Origin of the sequence: Lacticaseibacillus paracasei subsp. paracasei (assembly GCF_000829035.1) — a bacterium.
Lineage (GTDB): Bacteria > Bacillota > Bacilli > Lactobacillales > Lactobacillaceae > Lacticaseibacillus > Lacticaseibacillus paracasei.
Window position 1 is genome coordinate 836244 of record NZ_AP012541.1, and the last position, 14874, is coordinate 851117.

A 14874-nucleotide genomic window follows, 5' to 3' on the forward strand; every position below is an offset into this window, starting at 1 on the left:
CGTGAAATTGGAGGCGGAGAAATGAACCGAGAGATTAAGTTCAGGGAGAATCCGGAGCTGCTGGAGGCACAACATGAGTAAAAGTAAGGACGTTGACGCTTATCTTCAAGGCGAGCTGTGTGCCAAGGCCGAGCTTGCAACTAAGCTACTACACGACATTGCCTGGTCTAAATGGACGACTGACGCGATGACTACACGTGTTGACCCAATCTACAAGCAAGCCAGGGAAATAAGCTATTGGCTATTAAGCAGTGACGACTGGTACACCGAAAATGAGGACGGAGGCGAATAATTTGGATAGCAAACAAGCATTGGCCAAAAACATTAGGGACAATATATATGAGCTTGGCAAGACACAGTCTGAATATGCAAAAGAGATCGGAATACCCATCACCACGCTTCAATATGCAATCTCTGGGAAGGGCAGTGTTTCACTCAACACTTTGGACAAAATCGCATATGGAGCTGGGATTGATCCGTGGGAGCTCATTCGGCCTCCTGAAAGCAAATAAAAAAGCGCGCCTGATTAGGGACGCGCCGGAGGCCAAACGTACACGTGATTGACAGCAAATGGAATCATTTAAAAGGAGTAGGCCTCCGAAGACAGTATAACAAAAGCGCACCATCACGGCACGCTTATCCCCCAAACTTTTACAAAATCAATTATACCATAAGGAGTGGACGCAGTGGTGCGAGCAACGAGATATTTTAGCCCAATTGATCATGACAAAACAATTGAAAACGCCAAAGAGGTCTTGGGGAACTACTGGCATCACAAGCGGCTCGCTCAACGCACCAAAATAGCGCTCAGAAGCCCCGTGATGGACGGCATGCCCAAGTCACCTAGCTATGGCAACAAAGCCGAGGAAAAGCTCGTATCGCATGCTGACGAGCTGTACTATATAGCGTGCTGTGAAGGTGCTATTGAATCTCTGAACTCAGCGACTCATCGGTTTATACTAACAAGTTCTTACTTAACCAAACGATATACTGACCAGCAAATAATGGACAAGCTGTTTTTATCAAAAGCCCAGTATTATCGAACAAAACGAGAAGCGCTAATCGCATTCGCTGAGATTTGTCCATTGGTTGAAATCGAGATGAGACCTTTGTGAGACATTTCAACTGTTTTTCCGTCATATGATTGTATTGTGCCAAAGGTGAGAAACCTGAGACACCGCGTTTTTCCTCCGAGCCATAGTGATGATAAAGCTGTGGCAAGGCGTGGCAATGAGGACTGACCGTGATAGTCAGGCGGGTTCGATTCCCGCATGCCACATTGTCCAGTTTAGCGACCGGACACAGCTTGCGATGACCCCATCTGACACTGGGAGAGCGAGCAGCAGACATATGAAACACAGATATCACCTCAATGTAGTATTCCAGTTCGTGCTGGAGTACTATTTTTTTGAGGTGATATAGGATGATAAATGGTGAAGAATTAAAAGAATTAATAGCAAATCCTGAAAAAGCGTTTATGGCCGAGAGAAAATCTCTTTCAGACAGGATAGAAGCCCAACGCTTGGGAACCGAAGAGGTGAAAGATGCTGTGGCAAAAACAGCTAAGGAAAAAGGCAAAAACCTTACTACTGATTTTTTTGACGGTAAGTGGGGAAGCCTAGTGCTTGATATTGTTGATACAGGAAATAAGCTCAAAGAAAAACTAAATGATGCAAAAAAAGTCAAACTTTTTGCGGAATATTTGCAGAAGTCAGATGATCAACAGCTTGCGTTAGAAAAGCTTTCTGACTTGGTGACTAGTCCGTATGGGGTTGCAATCTATTCAAAGATATCATCTATTCTAGATAGCTCCTCAGCAGATGAAGATTTGCTTCAAATTCTTTCTGCATATTTGGCAAAAGTAACAGACAGCGAAGATATAAGGAAAACTTTTTCCCGGTCAAAAACTGTTCTTAACATAATTTCAAAGTGCTCTCCTCAGGCATTGATTCTTATTAAGAACAGGCAATTTTGGCCCGTTATTCCAAGCAACAGAAGCTTTGCGGCGGTGTCTGGAATAGTTCAAGGAGTTAGTGTCGCTGAAGTAGCTTCAGAATTTGCTAAGGTCAATGTGTTTTCGGGCATTTCAATTTCCTCAATTCAAGCAGCGATAGTTGATATGGAGTTTAATGGACTAGCAAAACTAATTTACGGTAACGATGCGACTCCAGGACATGACCACAATAAAGAAATTATGATGGAAGAATTAACAGAAACCGGCAATTTTTTGCTTAGCGAATTAGTATCGTGATGTCACTTGCGTTTCTAGCACTCCGCCAAACGGTGAGGTGCTATTTTTGTGCAACAAAAAAAGCCCTCGCTCTGGGAAAACGAAGGCCAATCACTTTTGAAGTGTGAGAATGAACTCACTAAGTCATTGTAACACAATACTTATAATAGGCACATAAAAAAGCTCTCGGGGACGAGTCCGAGAGCCTGAGGAATAAAAATGAAAAGAGCAGCACATGATTGCATGTGGCTCACAATTATTATATTTCAGGAGGCGAGTAGATGCAATGGACAGATGAACAGATCGGTGACATTAGGAAGCTCGCCTCTGAAGGCTTTACCAGACGCGAGGCGGCAGATAAGCTCGGGATTAGCTATGATGCTCTTCAAGGCAAAGCAAGACGGCTTGGCATCGAATTCCAAACGCCACTAAAGAATGAATACGATTCAGACGGAACACAATCCAGCGAGACTATCCTGAAAGTAGTCAGGGGTCACAAAATGACGCCTAGAGAGGTTTTGGAAGCTCACGGGTATGATTACGCCAAGTGGGAGCTTGTACGTGCTACAAGCAATTACTGGAAGCAGAAGCCTGAAGCAACGCTCTTCCAGAGCAAGATACAAATTAGGCCGCTAGTTGAGGCTGAACAATACGAATCATTGATGAATGACATCATCACACACAAGGAGCCGTATCAAGCAAAGGCTCCTATTTTTGTGGAATCAGATCGCTATCTAGTCATTCCTGCATTTGATACACATTTCAATGGTCACACGTTTGATGTCTATGCCGAATCATTGAAGTGTCAGCTAGAGATCATTGAACGCGGCCACTACGCAAAGATATTGCTCATTCTGGGCGGTGATCTAGCTCACGTGGACAATATCAACTCAACCACAGCAAAGGGCACACAGCTCGAAACAACTGACCTAGGCGAGACTGTGAACGAAATGGAGCAATACTTCGAGACACTGATTGAAGCAATCATTAAGAACGCCAATGAGTGTGAGGTCATGTATTGTGCCGGAAATCACGATCCGTCAGTTGGATACATGTTCGCACGTCTATTGAAACGTGCCTACAGCAACCAGCCGAACATCACTTGGGATATATCACTGAAGCATTACAAAGGCGCAATGCTAGGCCGCAACTTCATTGGTGCCACTCACGGAGACAAGGGCAAGAACAACTACCTTGCGAAGTATCTTGATGAGTTCGGCTTCATGTTAGGCACAGCACAGAACCGCGAGCTATTTACGGGGCATCTCCATTCAGAAATGAGCAAAGACCTAGGCGGATTCGTTCAGCGTCAAGTATCGACGAGAAAACCTAATGACCGCTGGACTGATGACCTCGGGGTTGTTGCCCACAAAACGTTTGAGCTGGTCGAATATTCGGATCACAACACGACAGCCATATATTACGTTTGAGAGGTGATTATCATGAGCGAAAAGGAAATCTGGAAAGACATTAAGAACTATGAGGGGCTATATCAGATAAGCAACTTAGGCAGGGTGAGAAGCCTTGACCGCGTAGATTTGCAAGGACGCCGCTTAAAAGGGAAGGTGATCGCCAGCTTTCCAAATAGAAATGGGTACCTCAAGGTCAATTTATATTGGGACAGAAGCATAAAGCAAGTGTTCATTCATCGCTTGGTAGCCGCAGCATTTTTAGACAATCCCGACAACTTGCCAGAAGTCAATCACATAGACGAGGACAAAGGCAACAACTTAGTTGAAAATCTTGAGTGGTGTACAGCGTTATATAATACCAATTACGGTACTCGCACCGAACGCGCGGCAAAGGCAAACGAGCGTCCAATCTATGCGGTAAGTGGATCGGGACATCGCTATTTCTTTGAAAGTGCCAGAAAAGCCGCGGAACTTCTTGGACTAGACCGAAGCGCTGTATCTAAGTGTCTTCGTGGCAAGCGCAAATATCACGGAGGTTTTTCCTTCGAGTTGGCGGTGTAAGTCATGTCAGGTATGAAACGTGTTAGCTATGGCTACGTTAGCCGCACCGAGCAAAAAATCATTGAAGAGCTATCAAGGGAAACAATACACGGAGGGAAACATATGCTCTCAAATAATATTAAAGGCCAAAGTAGGCAATTGTCTCACCGTCAGTTGCCTCCACCAGCACCAGTGCTACCAAAAATGGAAGGATCACTGCCAACTCGTGCCAATGCAACTAAGAAATACAAAGACAGTCTGATTGCTGATGTGAACGATGCCATTAATCAAGGAATTAATACTACATCCCCAATCTCAATTAGCGTTGCCAAGTACAATCCAGCAGTCGTTAATGAAGTAATCAGTTTGCTAACGAAATCAGGATGGGATGTTACTAGTCTAAATATTGACGGTAACGGTTCCTATTCGACAATCATAGTGTCTTAGGAGGAATTACACATGCTTAAAGTAGTTAAGCGACTGAAAGAACACTTCTCAGGTAAAAAAAGAACCGACAAGATAAACGTTACGATTGATGCAAACACGAATATACTTATGGCCAAACTTGACAAGATCAAGAACGCGGTCGAAAACATCAAGGCTGACGCAACACCGGAAGTTTCGCCAACCTTAACTGCGTATGGTCTATGTGATGCTAAGTTGCCTGAGATCGAAAGCGTTGAGCTACCAGATCATGCAGGATTCAGTGAGCCATTCATTGCAGAGCTAGACAAAGCACTGAACGACTTTCAGCAAAAGCAGGAACAGTCGTCGCAGTGTGCAAGCACTCCGCATGTTCGCATCGAATTCGATGATATTAATGATGTGCCACATGTTTGGATTGATGGCAAACGGATTGATAGATCAGATACAGGGCTCGTGAGCGTTTCACTTGACTGGCATACAAAAGATCTAGCGGCAACAGATCATGTTATCCGTGCTTATAAAATCGAATATTTAAAGGGGGATCACCGCGAAGGAATCGCTCAGGGGTCTGCGATGGGACCTGATCTCTTTAAGAATGATATCCATGCCAAGTAAGAAGCTTGCCTTTATAAATGGCAGACCACAATTGGTTGATGCCAATGCTCGTGTTAGATCGGAGGCGGATAGGCAGTACAACCGTGTGCGGAATGAGCAGCAGTCGGACTACCTTAAGTTCTATCACAGTAATGAATGGAAGCAGCTGCGTGAGCAGATATTGATTAGAGACAACAGTTTATGCCAACGCTGTGGCCTGCAAGCCTCATTAGTTGATCATATTGTTCCAAGCGAAGATGACTGGGAAGACCGCACGAACGCGGATAATCTGCAGGCTTTATGCAGGGACTGCCACTATTGGAAGACGAGACGTGAGACAACCAAGCGTAAGAAGGGACAGCATCGAGCCATGAAGACTACAGTAATCGTTGGCTATCCAGCAAGTGGCAAGTCAACGTACGTCAAGCGACATCAAGGACAGCATGACCTCGTCTATAATTACGACCATCTCATGACGGCGTTAACAGGCCTGCCATTACATCAGGGCAATATAGACGCCAATGATTATGTGCAACTAATCTATGAGCTGATACTACGGAAGCTTAAAGCAGAGCAGACCTTTGACCATGTATGGTTAGTCATGACATATCCAGATGAGAAGCTAGACACGTTGCTTGCTAGTCGAGAGGTCGAACACATACTCATCGACACTGACCGAGACACATGCATGCAGAGACTGTCTAAGCAAGGTCGAGATGTTAGTCAACTCATCAAAGCAATGAACAAACTTGATGAATTGAAATCACAAAACAAATTTAAAAAATTCAAAGAAATAAAAAGTTAAAAAACAAATTTTCGATAATTTATCGGGCGACTTCACGGGCTGGAAACGGCTAGACCCCCCTTCCATTTTTATCGGGGGTTACATTTTTTGGAACGGAAGAACGGTCGGCCTCTTTTTTGCACCCCAAATTGTAACGATTTTTAGGGGGTAGGAGGTCAATAAGACCCATTTTATATAGATATTAGGAGGTGAAGTGGGAAATGGCTGGAAAATACAAAGTATTGCAAATGTCGAAGGGTGATTTGACCAAAGAACGGCAGGAAGCCAAGTTACATGCGGAATTGATGGCCAAAGATGGCATTCCAAAGCTTCAGGTAACACCGCCTAATCATCTTGACCCAGTCGCAAAACAAGAATACAAGCGAATCATCGAATCTTTGGGGACCTTACCACTTAGAAATCTCGATCGCGCCGAGTTGGAAAACTATTGCACATGGTATTCCGTTTATAAAAACACTTCGGTCAACATGAAGCTGGCTTTAAAGAATGGAGATCAAGATGAGTATTATGCATACGTTGGCATATTGAATAAAGCAACGGCAAATATTAAAAGTCTAGCCAGTGATCTTGGTCTTAATGTCAACAGCCGGATGCAGATGAGCATGCCTAAGACCGAAGCACAGAAAAATGATTCAATCATTGATACTTTTGGCTGACTGTGATGGAGGTGATGTTGGTTGTCAAAATTTAAGGATCCAATGCCTAATTTCATAAAGCGTGTGCTGGACGGTCGTCTTATTACTTCTAAGGCAGTTAATCTCGCGGTGAAACGCCATCAAGAAGACTTGAAACGAACAGATTGGCGATGGCGTTATGATCCAAATCTAGCGGGAAAGGCTGTTAAATTTATGGAAATTCTGCCAGAACCAAAAAGTGGGAAACCACAACCATTAGCACCGTTTCAGAAATTCATTATTGGCAGTATATATGGCTGGGTTGATAAAGATGATTCAAATATAAGGCGATTTACCGATGTGTTCATTTCGATGGCACGAAAAAACGGTAAGTCGCTTTTGATTTCTGGCGTCATTCTGTATGAGTTTCTGTTCGGAAAGAATCCAGCCAACAAACGGCAATTATATACCGCTGCTAATGATCGCAAGCAGGCCGGCATTGTATTCGGAATGGTCAAAGACCGACTACGTGCACTCATGCGGAAAGACCCTGGTATCAAACGAATGGTTAAGATTACGCGAGACGAACTTGTCAATTTAGACGACGGATCAACAATTCGTTCATTCTCTCGTGATACAGGACTTGTCGATGGCTATGAACCCCACGTTGCGGTGGTTGACGAATATGCCAACGCTAAAACAACAGATATGATTGAAACCCTTGCCTCAGGGCAGGTGTTACTGCCTAGTTATCTGACGTTCATCATTTCAACGGCTGGATTCGACATGAACGTGCCGATGTTTCAACAAAATTATCCGTATGCCAAAAAGGTGTTGTCCGGTGAAGAAAAGGCAGAACGCTATTTTGCATTTATTGCTGAACAAGACAACGTACAAGAGGTTGATGACCCCAATTCTTGGATCAAATCGAATCCGCTACTTGACGTTGATACCTTAAACGGCCAAATCAGTGATTATCTGACGACTAAGTTAGCTCAAGCTCGTGCTGATGGCAGTCTAAACGCTAAATTAGTCAAAAACTTTAATATTTGGCGACAGGCTACAGAAGACAGTTATCTAGATTTCGATGCTTGGAAAGCGGCAGAGCTGACCGACAAGCCCGATATTCGCGGGCAAAGAGCATGGATTGGAATTGATGTCGGTCGTACAAGCGATCTATTCGCCATTTCTTGGCTAATTCCCCAGGATGGCTGGTGGTGGCTTGACGGTTATGCATTTGTTGCTTCAAAAGGTGGCATCGATAACAAAATCAAGACAGATCGGATTGACTACTTGGCTGCTGAACAACACGGCGAAGGCGAGATCAGCAGCTTAGAGTCAGGTATCATTGACAACGATCGGGTATATGAATGGCTCGAAGACTTCATTGAACGTAATGACTTAGATGTTCAAGGTATCATGTACGACCCTTATCAATTTGGACCAATGCTAACGGCAATTGAGAAGAATCATCCTGAGTGGCCGATGGTACAGGTGCGACAAGGAACGCTGACACTGTCAATGCCAACTAAGCAGTTCCGCGATGATGTTATCAGTGGTCGCATAAAGCATTCAGATAATCGCATTATGCAGGCCGCCGCAATGAACGCGGTTATAATGTCTGACAACAACGGCGTCCGTATTAATAAGAATAAGTATGCTAACAAAATAGACATGATTGATGCCACGCTTGATGCTTATGCCATCGCTTTCAAGGAAGACTTGGACAACTATTTGGACGACGACCGCGTGTTTAGTGACGACTTTGGCTTTTAGGAGGTGAGAATGTGAATGGAAAACTAGCTAACTTTTTCAGAATTCTTGGCGCAAATATGGCTGGAATTGCCACTGTTTTGGGTTTCATTTTAGCTGGATATGGGGCTTTTTTGATCAATAGGCCTACTGGATTCATGGTTTGCGGCGGCTTGCTGTTTGTTCTCGCCTTTATTCTGCTGCTTCCTGATAACGAAGGGAGGTGAGATTAATGAAGCTATTTCGAGGATTAGCAACCGAAGTGGACCCTCACTGGGCAGATCATTTGCTTGATTCTGGGGTAATTCCATCATTTCGAGGCGGGTATCTTGGCATTTCTGCCTTACGGAACTCTGACGTGCTTACGGCTGTATCGATTGTTTCGGGTGATGTTAGTCGTTTTCCGCTAGTAATCACGGACAGCTCAACCGATGAGGTTGTTGACCTAGCCAATATTGAATACTTGATGAATACAAAGGTAAACAAGCGGCTGTCGGCTTATCAGTGGAAATTTTCCATGATGGTCAATGCAATTTTGACTGGCAACGCTTATTCGCGTATTGTGCGCGATCCGATAACCAAAGAACCAGCTATGTTTGAGTTCTATGCTCCATCACAGACGCAGGTGGACACAAGCGACCCTGATAACATCATCTACCGTTTCACGCCTTACAATTCTAGCATGCAAAAAATATGTGGATTTGAGGACGTCATTCACTGGAAGTTTTTCTCATACGACACAATCATGGGGCGCTCACCGCTGTTGTCGCTTGGTGATGAAATTGGACTGCAGGAGTCAGGCGTTTCAACGTTACAGAAGTTCTTCAAGAGCGGCTTGAAAGGCTCAATTATCAAAGCAAAGGAGAGTCGCCTGTCCGCCGAAGCACGTCAGAAGATTCGTGAAGATTTTGAAAGAGCACAGGCAGGCGCTGATGCTGGATCACCAATTATAGTTGACGCAACGATGGATTATCAGCCGTTGGAAGTTGATACCAACGTTCTTAATCTGATTAACAGCAATAACTATTCAACAGCGCAGATTGCGAAGGCTTTGCGGGTGCCAGCGTATCGATTAGCCCAAAATAGTCCCAATCAGTCAGTTAAACAGCTTGCTGATGACTATATTCGCAATGATCTTCCATTTTACTTTGAACCGATTACAAGTGAGTTTGAACTAAAGCTGCTTGATGACGCGCAACGGCACCAATATTGCATAGGATTCGACACAAAATCAGTAAACGGATTGCCGATTGCTGACGTAAATACAGCAGTTAATGGCGGACTGTGGACTGGAAACGAGGGACGTGCGGAGCTTGGAAAGAAACCGTTAAAAGACCCGAACATGGATCGTATTCAGTCGACACTTAACACAGTGTTCCTTGATCAAAAGGAAGCTTATCAAGCTGAGCATGCAGCAGAATTGAAGGGAGGTGATACTAATGCCAAAGGAAATCAGAATGGCAGCGGCACCAATGCAAATTCGTGATGGTGATGATGATCATCCTGCCGTTATTGAGGGCTATGCCCTTAAGTTCGACAGACAATCCGAGATTATGGGAAGTGGTGAGCTGAGTTTCCGCGAACACATTGACCCACACGCACTGGACAATGCGGACATGAGTAACGTTGTTGCGCTATTTAATCATGACCAGAACCAAGTGTTAGGCCGCACGGGTGTCAATTTAGAGCTGACGGTTGATGAAACGGGGCTCAAATATACGTTGACACCTCCAGATACACAGCTTGGGCGTGATTTGCTAGAAAATGTTCGTCGGGGAATTATCAGCCAATCAAGTTTTGCATTCACGATTGCACCAGACAAAGATGCACAGAAGTGGCAAAAATCTAATGAACGTGGTGTGAAGTATGACCGCACTATCAACAATATTGATCATTTGTTCGATGTCTCTCCAGTAACCACGCCAGCATATCCGGATACTGAGGTAAAGGTCGGAGCACGATCGTTGGAACAGATAAAAGCGCTAGATCAGCCGCCAGAATGGGAGCTTAAGCGGCGTAAGATGCTTTATCAATTGAATAAAGAGAACTTGCTCAAAGGCATCGAATAATCGGTGCCTATTTTTATACAAAAAATAAGGAGGGTCACTAGATGACTTTAGATGAAAAATTAGCTGCTGTTAAAAAGCAACTTGATGAAAAGCGTTCAGCGTTGCCAGCTATGAAGACAGAACTTCGTTCTTTACTTGAAGGTGAAGATTCCGAGGAAAACCTGAAGAAGGCAGAAGGCGTTCGTGCCAAGTATGATAAAGCTGACAAAGAGATCAAAGATCTTGAAGAAAAACGTGACTTATACGAGGCTGCGTTGAAAGGCAATGAACAGCCGAGTGGGAAGAAGCCCAATCATCCGGAAGAGCATAGCTATCGCGATGCACTGAATGCTTATTTGCATACTCGTGGTCGTAATACTGATGGCGTCAATTTTGAAAAGACAGAAGCTGGTGAATTTGCAATTTTTCGTGCCGCTCCTACCGATGCCAGTGATGCTGTAAATGCCGGTGTCAAGGCTGCAGATGCTGCCTTGACCATTCCAGAAACTATTAGCAATACACCACAGCGTGAATTGCAGACTATTGTTGACCTGAAGCCTTTCACGAACGTATTCCAAGCCTCCACACAAAAGGGTACTTACCCAACAGTTGCAAATGCCACAACCAAGATGGTCACTGTCGCCGAGTTGGAAAAGAACCCAGCAATGGCAAAACCGGACTTCAAATCGATCGACTGGTCTGTTGAAACGTATCGTCAGGCTCTTCCGGTTTCACAGGAATCTATTGACGACTCCGCAATTGATTTGGTTGGGTTGATTGCCCAGAACGCACAACAAATTAAGGTCAACACGACCAACAGTGCCGTTGCAACTCTGCTGAAAGGCTTCACTGCCAAGACGATCTCTAGCATTGATGATTTGAAGCATATCAACAACGTGGATTTGGACCCTGCGTACTCTCGTGCAATCATCGCATCCCAGAGCTTTTACAACTTCTTGGACACAGTTAAAGATGGCAATGGCCGCTACTTGCTGCAAGACAGCATCTTGACCCCGTCTGGCAAGAGCGTTCTTGGTATGCCGATTGCTGTTGTATCTGACGACACGTTTGGGGCAGCAGGCGAAGCACACGCCTTTTTGGGTGACATCAAGCGGGCAATTCTGTTTGCTAACCGCGCAGACTTCATGGTGCGTTGGACGGATGACCAGATTCACGGCCAGTTCTTGCAAGCAGGAATGCGCTTTGGTGTATCTGTTGCTGACGAAAAAGCAGGGTACTTCCTCACATATACCCCAAAAGCGTAACGCCTGACGGAGTGACTTTGAGCCAGAAAACGTTCACGGGTGGTGTCGGTGCCACAAAAGATATCACGGTGACAGTCACTCCTGATGGCGCTCCTCAAGCAGTCGAAGCTGTGTCGAGCGATGAAAGAGTCGCTACGGTTGTTAAGAAGGCCGATGGTATTTACACCATTACCAATCTGGCAGCGGGTGCAGCGACAATCACATTTAGCACTAATGGCATCAGCTCAACACTTGCCGTTACTGTTAACGCTGGGTAGGTGATTACTCTTGGCAGATACTACGCTTGACAAAAGCCCACTGACCGATGAACAGTTTCAGGTTCTGAAAATGTACTTGAAAGTTGATCAGACAATCGAAGACCCAATGATTATGCAATTGGTGCATGACGCTTGTGGTGAAATCAGTTCGGCTATTAGTTTTGGATCAAATCCGGAACAATTTCTAAGCAATCCAGAAACTCGGGATCGTTTCTTCACAGCGCTCATGAAGCAAGTGAAGGAAGACTATGACTACCGAGGTATGGGTGCTGAAGTCATGCGCTTTCCGTTGCAAACATCAACCACAAATATCATCAATCAGCTTCGTTCAGAATTGCCGGAAGAGGATGGTGATTCTGATGCGAACTAATCGAATGACTGAGAGAATTGCGTTCGTCAGCTATGAGTCAAAAAAGGTTAACGGAGTTCCGGTTGATGGCGTGCTCGTTAAGCATATGACGGTTTGGGCGGAAGTTCCTAAGGTACCAATCAGAGAAGCAAATGATCCACAGACGAAGTTGGGCACCCGCAAAGACAGCCCGACTTTTTTAGTGCGGTTTTTAACCACAGAGGAAATCCAACCAACTTGGAGAATTCAATGGCGTGGTAATGAATATCAAATCACAGGGCTTGATCCTGATTACGAGAGGCGCGATCTGACAACGATTACGGCAAAGGCGGTGAGCTGATGGGCGTAAAAGTCACAGGGGATGCTGAACTACTCGCTAATCTTAACAAACTTCAATTTGGGGTTGCAAAAGAAGCTCGAGCGGCTGTCCGAGATGGCGCACAAAAGTTTGCCGACAGGCTAAAAAGCAAAACGCCTGAGTGGACCGGTGAAACTGATATGAGCGGACATCTGAAAGATGACATCAAGCTTTCAAGTGTCCGTGAAACGAGCGGTTTAACAGAAGTAGACGTTGGATATGGTAAAGATACCGGCTGGCGTGCTCACTTTCCAAACTCGGGGACCTCAATGCAGGACCCGCAACATTTCATTGAAGAAACCCAAGAAGTCATGCGGCCAGTTGTTATCGCTGCCTTCCTAAGCCACTTGAAGAAAGGCGGGATGTAATGGCACCTGAAAAACGTGTTTATGACATCCTGTCACACACTTTGGATATTGCTGACAAGGTGAATATAGGCACTCCAGACTTCAATAACCAGACTAGTGAAACTCCCGAGAGTCTAGCTCCATGGGTAAGAATCACTTCTTTACCAGGTGATGCTGCTGACTATGCTGACGATTCTAGGATTCTAGAGTATCCGAAAGTACAAGTAGATTTTTGGGTGGGTATAACGGACTGGGATCAACAAGAAAAAATTGAAACACAGATATATCAAGCACTACATGCGGCTGGCTGGGAAAGGTATTATCGCAACTCCTACGTTGATGGTGATACCCCAGCCCTTCGCATGACAACAGGATACTTTCAGTTTCAAGGACTGCCGATTGGCTAGTCCTTTTTATTTTCCTAAAGGAGGATTTTAAATATGGCAGATACTGCTGTAACAACTAATAAGAAGTTAGCAAAATTTGGGGCTTCGGCCTTTGAATACGGGGTTGTCGGTGATGACGACTTTGTACTAAGCACACGAAAGATGCAAGGCTTATCTAGTGTGAAATTGGATATTAAAACAGAGCAAAAGACGCTGTCCGCTGATGATGGCCCGTACTTGATTCTTTCTGGTGGTATCACAGAAGCAACCGAAACAATCGAAATGTACGATGTTGATTCCGTTATGAAGTCTGATTTATTTGGCATTAAGGTTGTTAATGGGGTTGAAGTATATCCAAAGAACCTTAGCCCTAATTACGCCGCAACTTTGTTCCGCACGAAGCTTTCAAATGGCAAGTACGTTTGGGTTGGTATGCTCAAGGGAATGTTCTCACTTCCGGGCGTTGATACCAAGACTGTTGACGGCACACCAGATCCGAGCGCTGACAGCATCGAAGGCTCATTTATTCCTCGTGGTGACCAAGACACTGGCAATGTTGTGTTGATTGGTCGTGAAGACAACGATGGATTCGATTTTGATAAGTTCCATGGATATGTTTTCCCTAAGACTGCTGAAGATGCGACTATTGCCCCAAAAGCGTAGTCGGTGTCAGCTTTGAAAACAGTTCGATTAACCTTGCGGTTGGCGCATCTACAGTGCTAAAAGTGCAAATTAATCCGGCTGATGCCGCAAATAAACAAGTTACTTTCAAAACGTCAGATCCCACAGTTGCCACCGTTTCCAGTGATGGAACTGTGGCTGGTGTAAAGGCAGGGTCTGCAACCGTAACAGTAACAACTGACGATGGTGGTAAAACTGCCACCGCAACTGTAACTGTGGCTTAGCAATGAACTCGTCGCCTTGTAAATGCACAATACGCGAACAGCGGGCGGCTTATACCTAAGGAGATTAAGCATGGCATATCAAATTAAACTAAATATCAAAGGCGAAACGTGCGTGTTCACACGAAATGGAGAGCCAACATTACGTGATACTACGAACGCCTTAAAAGTGCAGCAACAACAGCTGCGCATGCTAAACCGTAAAGATGGCCCTTCAAACGATGATTACGACGAGAACGAGAAAAACTTAGCCAAATTTGCGGTTGATTTCTGGAAAAACCAGTTTACTACCGATGATGTTATTGATGGCTCCTCTATTTCTTTGAAATCGTTGGATTCAATCAATGATGCCATTGGTGATTCTCTAAGCGACGGTGAAGAGGATAAGAAGGACACAGCAAAAAAATCACCGAAGCGGACGTCAAAGAAGCCATTAGCAACCTTGACGACTTCTACAAAGCAAGGCTCTCTGAAGGCTACCGATTAGCTGACGTTGATGCTATGACGCTCCGCGATATTGAAAAACTTAACCAGATTTACGAGGAACGGGAGACCACGATTGACAAGGCCTTTCCGTTCCTTTTCTAGT

General features: G+C 44.8%; 23 protein-coding genes and 1 pseudogene. All 24 read left to right on the forward strand.

Features of this window, described 5'->3' with window-relative positions:
• The first annotated feature begins 73 nt into the window (after positions 1-73).
• The 24 genes and pseudogenes from LBPC_RS04220 (at position 74) to gpG (ending at position 14772) form a co-directional block, all read left to right on the forward strand.
• On the forward strand, positions 74-292 hold the full coding sequence (locus LBPC_RS04220; protein ID WP_003661412.1) for a hypothetical protein: 219 nt from the start codon (positions 74-76) through the stop codon (positions 290-292).
• A 1-nt stretch (position 293) separates the two neighbouring features.
• Positions 294-512, forward strand: coding sequence for a helix-turn-helix domain-containing protein (locus LBPC_RS04225; RefSeq protein WP_032780973.1), 219 nt, complete (start codon positions 294-296; stop codon positions 510-512).
• Between the two features lie 174 nt (positions 513-686).
• On the forward strand, positions 687-1115 hold the full coding sequence (locus LBPC_RS04230) for an ArpU family phage packaging/lysis transcriptional regulator (RefSeq protein WP_032780971.1): 429 nt from the start codon (positions 687-689) through the stop codon (positions 1113-1115).
• Positions 1116-1423: 308 nt separating this feature from the next.
• Positions 1424-2251 carry a hypothetical protein gene (locus tag LBPC_RS04240; protein ID WP_003661408.1) on the forward strand — a complete coding sequence of 276 codons (828 nt, stop codon included), beginning with the start codon at positions 1424-1426 and terminating at the stop codon, positions 2249-2251.
• A gap of 260 nt (positions 2252-2511) precedes the next feature.
• Positions 2512-3660 (forward strand): hypothetical protein, encoded by a 1149-nt coding sequence (locus tag LBPC_RS04245; protein ID WP_003661407.1) that lies wholly within the window; start codon positions 2512-2514, stop codon positions 3658-3660.
• 12 nt (positions 3661-3672) lie between these two features.
• Positions 3673-4203 (forward strand): NUMOD4 domain-containing protein, encoded by a 531-nt coding sequence (locus LBPC_RS04250; protein ID WP_041091441.1) that lies wholly within the window; start codon positions 3673-3675, stop codon positions 4201-4203.
• A 3-nt stretch (positions 4204-4206) separates the two neighbouring features.
• Positions 4207-4293 (forward strand): annotated as a pseudogene (locus LBPC_RS17225) (ribonucleoside-diphosphate reductase); the annotation flags it as partial.
• A gap of 12 nt (positions 4294-4305) precedes the next feature.
• The gene (locus tag LBPC_RS04255) at positions 4306-4629 is read left to right on the forward strand and encodes a hypothetical protein (protein WP_041091443.1); all 324 of its coding nucleotides are present in this window, start codon (positions 4306-4308) and stop codon (positions 4627-4629) included.
• 12 nt (positions 4630-4641) lie between these two features.
• A complete protein-coding gene (locus LBPC_RS04260; RefSeq protein ID WP_003661404.1) occupies positions 4642-5223 on the forward strand; it encodes a hypothetical protein in 582 nt (193 codons plus the stop codon).
• A complete protein-coding gene (locus LBPC_RS04265; RefSeq protein WP_003661403.1) occupies positions 5213-6007 on the forward strand; it encodes an HNH endonuclease in 795 nt (264 codons plus the stop codon). The genes LBPC_RS04260 and LBPC_RS04265 overlap by 11 nt, the downstream gene beginning before the upstream one ends.
• Before the next feature lie 200 nt (positions 6008-6207).
• Complete coding sequence (locus tag LBPC_RS04270) at positions 6208-6663, forward strand: P27 family phage terminase small subunit (RefSeq protein ID WP_003661401.1); 456 nt, start codon at positions 6208-6210, stop codon at positions 6661-6663.
• A 21-nt stretch (positions 6664-6684) separates the two neighbouring features.
• Positions 6685-8397, forward strand: coding sequence for a terminase large subunit (locus tag LBPC_RS04275; RefSeq protein WP_003661400.1), 1713 nt, complete (start codon positions 6685-6687; stop codon positions 8395-8397).
• Positions 8398-8408: 11 nt separating this feature from the next.
• Entirely contained in the window at positions 8409-8600 is a 192-nt protein-coding gene (locus tag LBPC_RS04280) for a hypothetical protein (RefSeq protein WP_003661399.1), read from the forward strand.
• Positions 8601-8605: 5 nt separating this feature from the next.
• Positions 8606-9859 carry a phage portal protein gene (locus tag LBPC_RS04285; protein ID WP_003661397.1) on the forward strand — a complete coding sequence of 418 codons (1254 nt, stop codon included), beginning with the start codon at positions 8606-8608 and terminating at the stop codon, positions 9857-9859.
• Positions 9813-10442, forward strand: coding sequence for an HK97 family phage prohead protease (locus tag LBPC_RS04290; protein WP_003661395.1), 630 nt, complete (start codon positions 9813-9815; stop codon positions 10440-10442). Before LBPC_RS04285 ends, LBPC_RS04290 begins: the two co-directional genes overlap by 47 nt.
• A 41-nt stretch (positions 10443-10483) precedes the next feature.
• Entirely contained in the window at positions 10484-11686 is a 1203-nt protein-coding gene (locus LBPC_RS04295) for a phage major capsid protein (RefSeq protein WP_003661392.1), read from the forward strand.
• Positions 11687-11703: 17 nt separating this feature from the next.
• On the forward strand, positions 11704-11943 hold the full coding sequence (locus tag LBPC_RS04300) for an Ig-like domain-containing protein (protein ID WP_016364528.1): 240 nt from the start codon (positions 11704-11706) through the stop codon (positions 11941-11943).
• 10 nt (positions 11944-11953) lie between these two features.
• Positions 11954-12313: a head-tail connector protein gene (locus tag LBPC_RS04305; RefSeq protein WP_003564855.1), complete on the forward strand. Its 360-nt coding sequence runs from the start codon at positions 11954-11956 to the stop codon at positions 12311-12313.
• A complete protein-coding gene (locus tag LBPC_RS04310; RefSeq protein WP_003661388.1) occupies positions 12303-12632 on the forward strand; it encodes a head-tail adaptor protein in 330 nt (109 codons plus the stop codon). Before LBPC_RS04305 ends, LBPC_RS04310 begins: the two co-directional genes overlap by 11 nt.
• Positions 12632-13018 carry an HK97-gp10 family putative phage morphogenesis protein gene (locus LBPC_RS04315; RefSeq protein ID WP_003661386.1) on the forward strand — a complete coding sequence of 129 codons (387 nt, stop codon included), beginning with the start codon at positions 12632-12634 and terminating at the stop codon, positions 13016-13018. The genes LBPC_RS04310 and LBPC_RS04315 overlap by 1 nt, the downstream gene beginning before the upstream one ends.
• Positions 13018-13404 carry a hypothetical protein gene (locus LBPC_RS04320; protein ID WP_003661385.1) on the forward strand — a complete coding sequence of 129 codons (387 nt, stop codon included), beginning with the start codon at positions 13018-13020 and terminating at the stop codon, positions 13402-13404. Before LBPC_RS04315 ends, LBPC_RS04320 begins: the two co-directional genes overlap by 1 nt.
• 33 nt (positions 13405-13437) lie before the next feature.
• A complete protein-coding gene (locus tag LBPC_RS04325) occupies positions 13438-14046 on the forward strand; it encodes a major tail protein (protein WP_003661384.1) in 609 nt (202 codons plus the stop codon).
• A 53-nt stretch (positions 14047-14099) separates the two neighbouring features.
• A complete protein-coding gene (locus tag LBPC_RS04330) occupies positions 14100-14288 on the forward strand; it encodes an Ig-like domain-containing protein (RefSeq protein ID WP_003661383.1) in 189 nt (62 codons plus the stop codon).
• 70 nt (positions 14289-14358) lie between these two features.
• A complete protein-coding gene (gene gpG / locus LBPC_RS04335) occupies positions 14359-14772 on the forward strand; it encodes a phage tail assembly chaperone G (protein ID WP_003661382.1) in 414 nt (137 codons plus the stop codon).
• Positions 14773-14874 lie beyond the last annotated feature (102 nt).

Bases quoted from the DNA above. Each gene is read 5' to 3' on its own strand.
- LBPC_RS04220 (WP_003661412.1), top strand. From the start codon at position 74: ATGAGTAAAAGTAAGGACGTTGACGCTTATCTTCAAGGCGAGCTGTGT.
- LBPC_RS04240 (WP_003661408.1), top strand. From the start codon at position 1,424: ATGATAAATGGTGAAGAATTAAAAGAATTAATAGCAAATCCTGAAAAA.
- LBPC_RS04245 (WP_003661407.1), top strand. From the start codon at position 2,512: ATGCAATGGACAGATGAACAGATCGGTGACATTAGGAAGCTCGCCTCT.
- LBPC_RS04250 (WP_041091441.1), top strand. From the start codon at position 3,673: ATGAGCGAAAAGGAAATCTGGAAAGACATTAAGAACTATGAGGGGCTA.
- LBPC_RS04255 (WP_041091443.1), top strand. From the start codon at position 4,306: ATGCTCTCAAATAATATTAAAGGCCAAAGTAGGCAATTGTCTCACCGT.
- LBPC_RS04260 (WP_003661404.1), top strand. From the start codon at position 4,642: ATGCTTAAAGTAGTTAAGCGACTGAAAGAACACTTCTCAGGTAAAAAA.
- LBPC_RS04265 (WP_003661403.1), top strand. From the start codon at position 5,213: ATGCCAAGTAAGAAGCTTGCCTTTATAAATGGCAGACCACAATTGGTT.
- LBPC_RS04270 (WP_003661401.1), top strand. From the start codon at position 6,208: ATGGCTGGAAAATACAAAGTATTGCAAATGTCGAAGGGTGATTTGACC.
- LBPC_RS04285 (WP_003661397.1), top strand. From the start codon at position 8,606: ATGAAGCTATTTCGAGGATTAGCAACCGAAGTGGACCCTCACTGGGCA.
- LBPC_RS04290 (WP_003661395.1), top strand. From the start codon at position 9,813: ATGCCAAAGGAAATCAGAATGGCAGCGGCACCAATGCAAATTCGTGAT.
- LBPC_RS04295 (WP_003661392.1), top strand. From the start codon at position 10,484: ATGACTTTAGATGAAAAATTAGCTGCTGTTAAAAAGCAACTTGATGAA.
- LBPC_RS04310 (WP_003661388.1), top strand. From the start codon at position 12,303: ATGCGAACTAATCGAATGACTGAGAGAATTGCGTTCGTCAGCTATGAG.
- LBPC_RS04315 (WP_003661386.1), top strand. From the start codon at position 12,632: ATGGGCGTAAAAGTCACAGGGGATGCTGAACTACTCGCTAATCTTAAC.
- LBPC_RS04320 (WP_003661385.1), top strand. From the start codon at position 13,018: ATGGCACCTGAAAAACGTGTTTATGACATCCTGTCACACACTTTGGAT.
- LBPC_RS04325 (WP_003661384.1), top strand. From the start codon at position 13,438: ATGGCAGATACTGCTGTAACAACTAATAAGAAGTTAGCAAAATTTGGG.
- gpG (WP_003661382.1), top strand. From the start codon at position 14,359: ATGGCATATCAAATTAAACTAAATATCAAAGGCGAAACGTGCGTGTTC.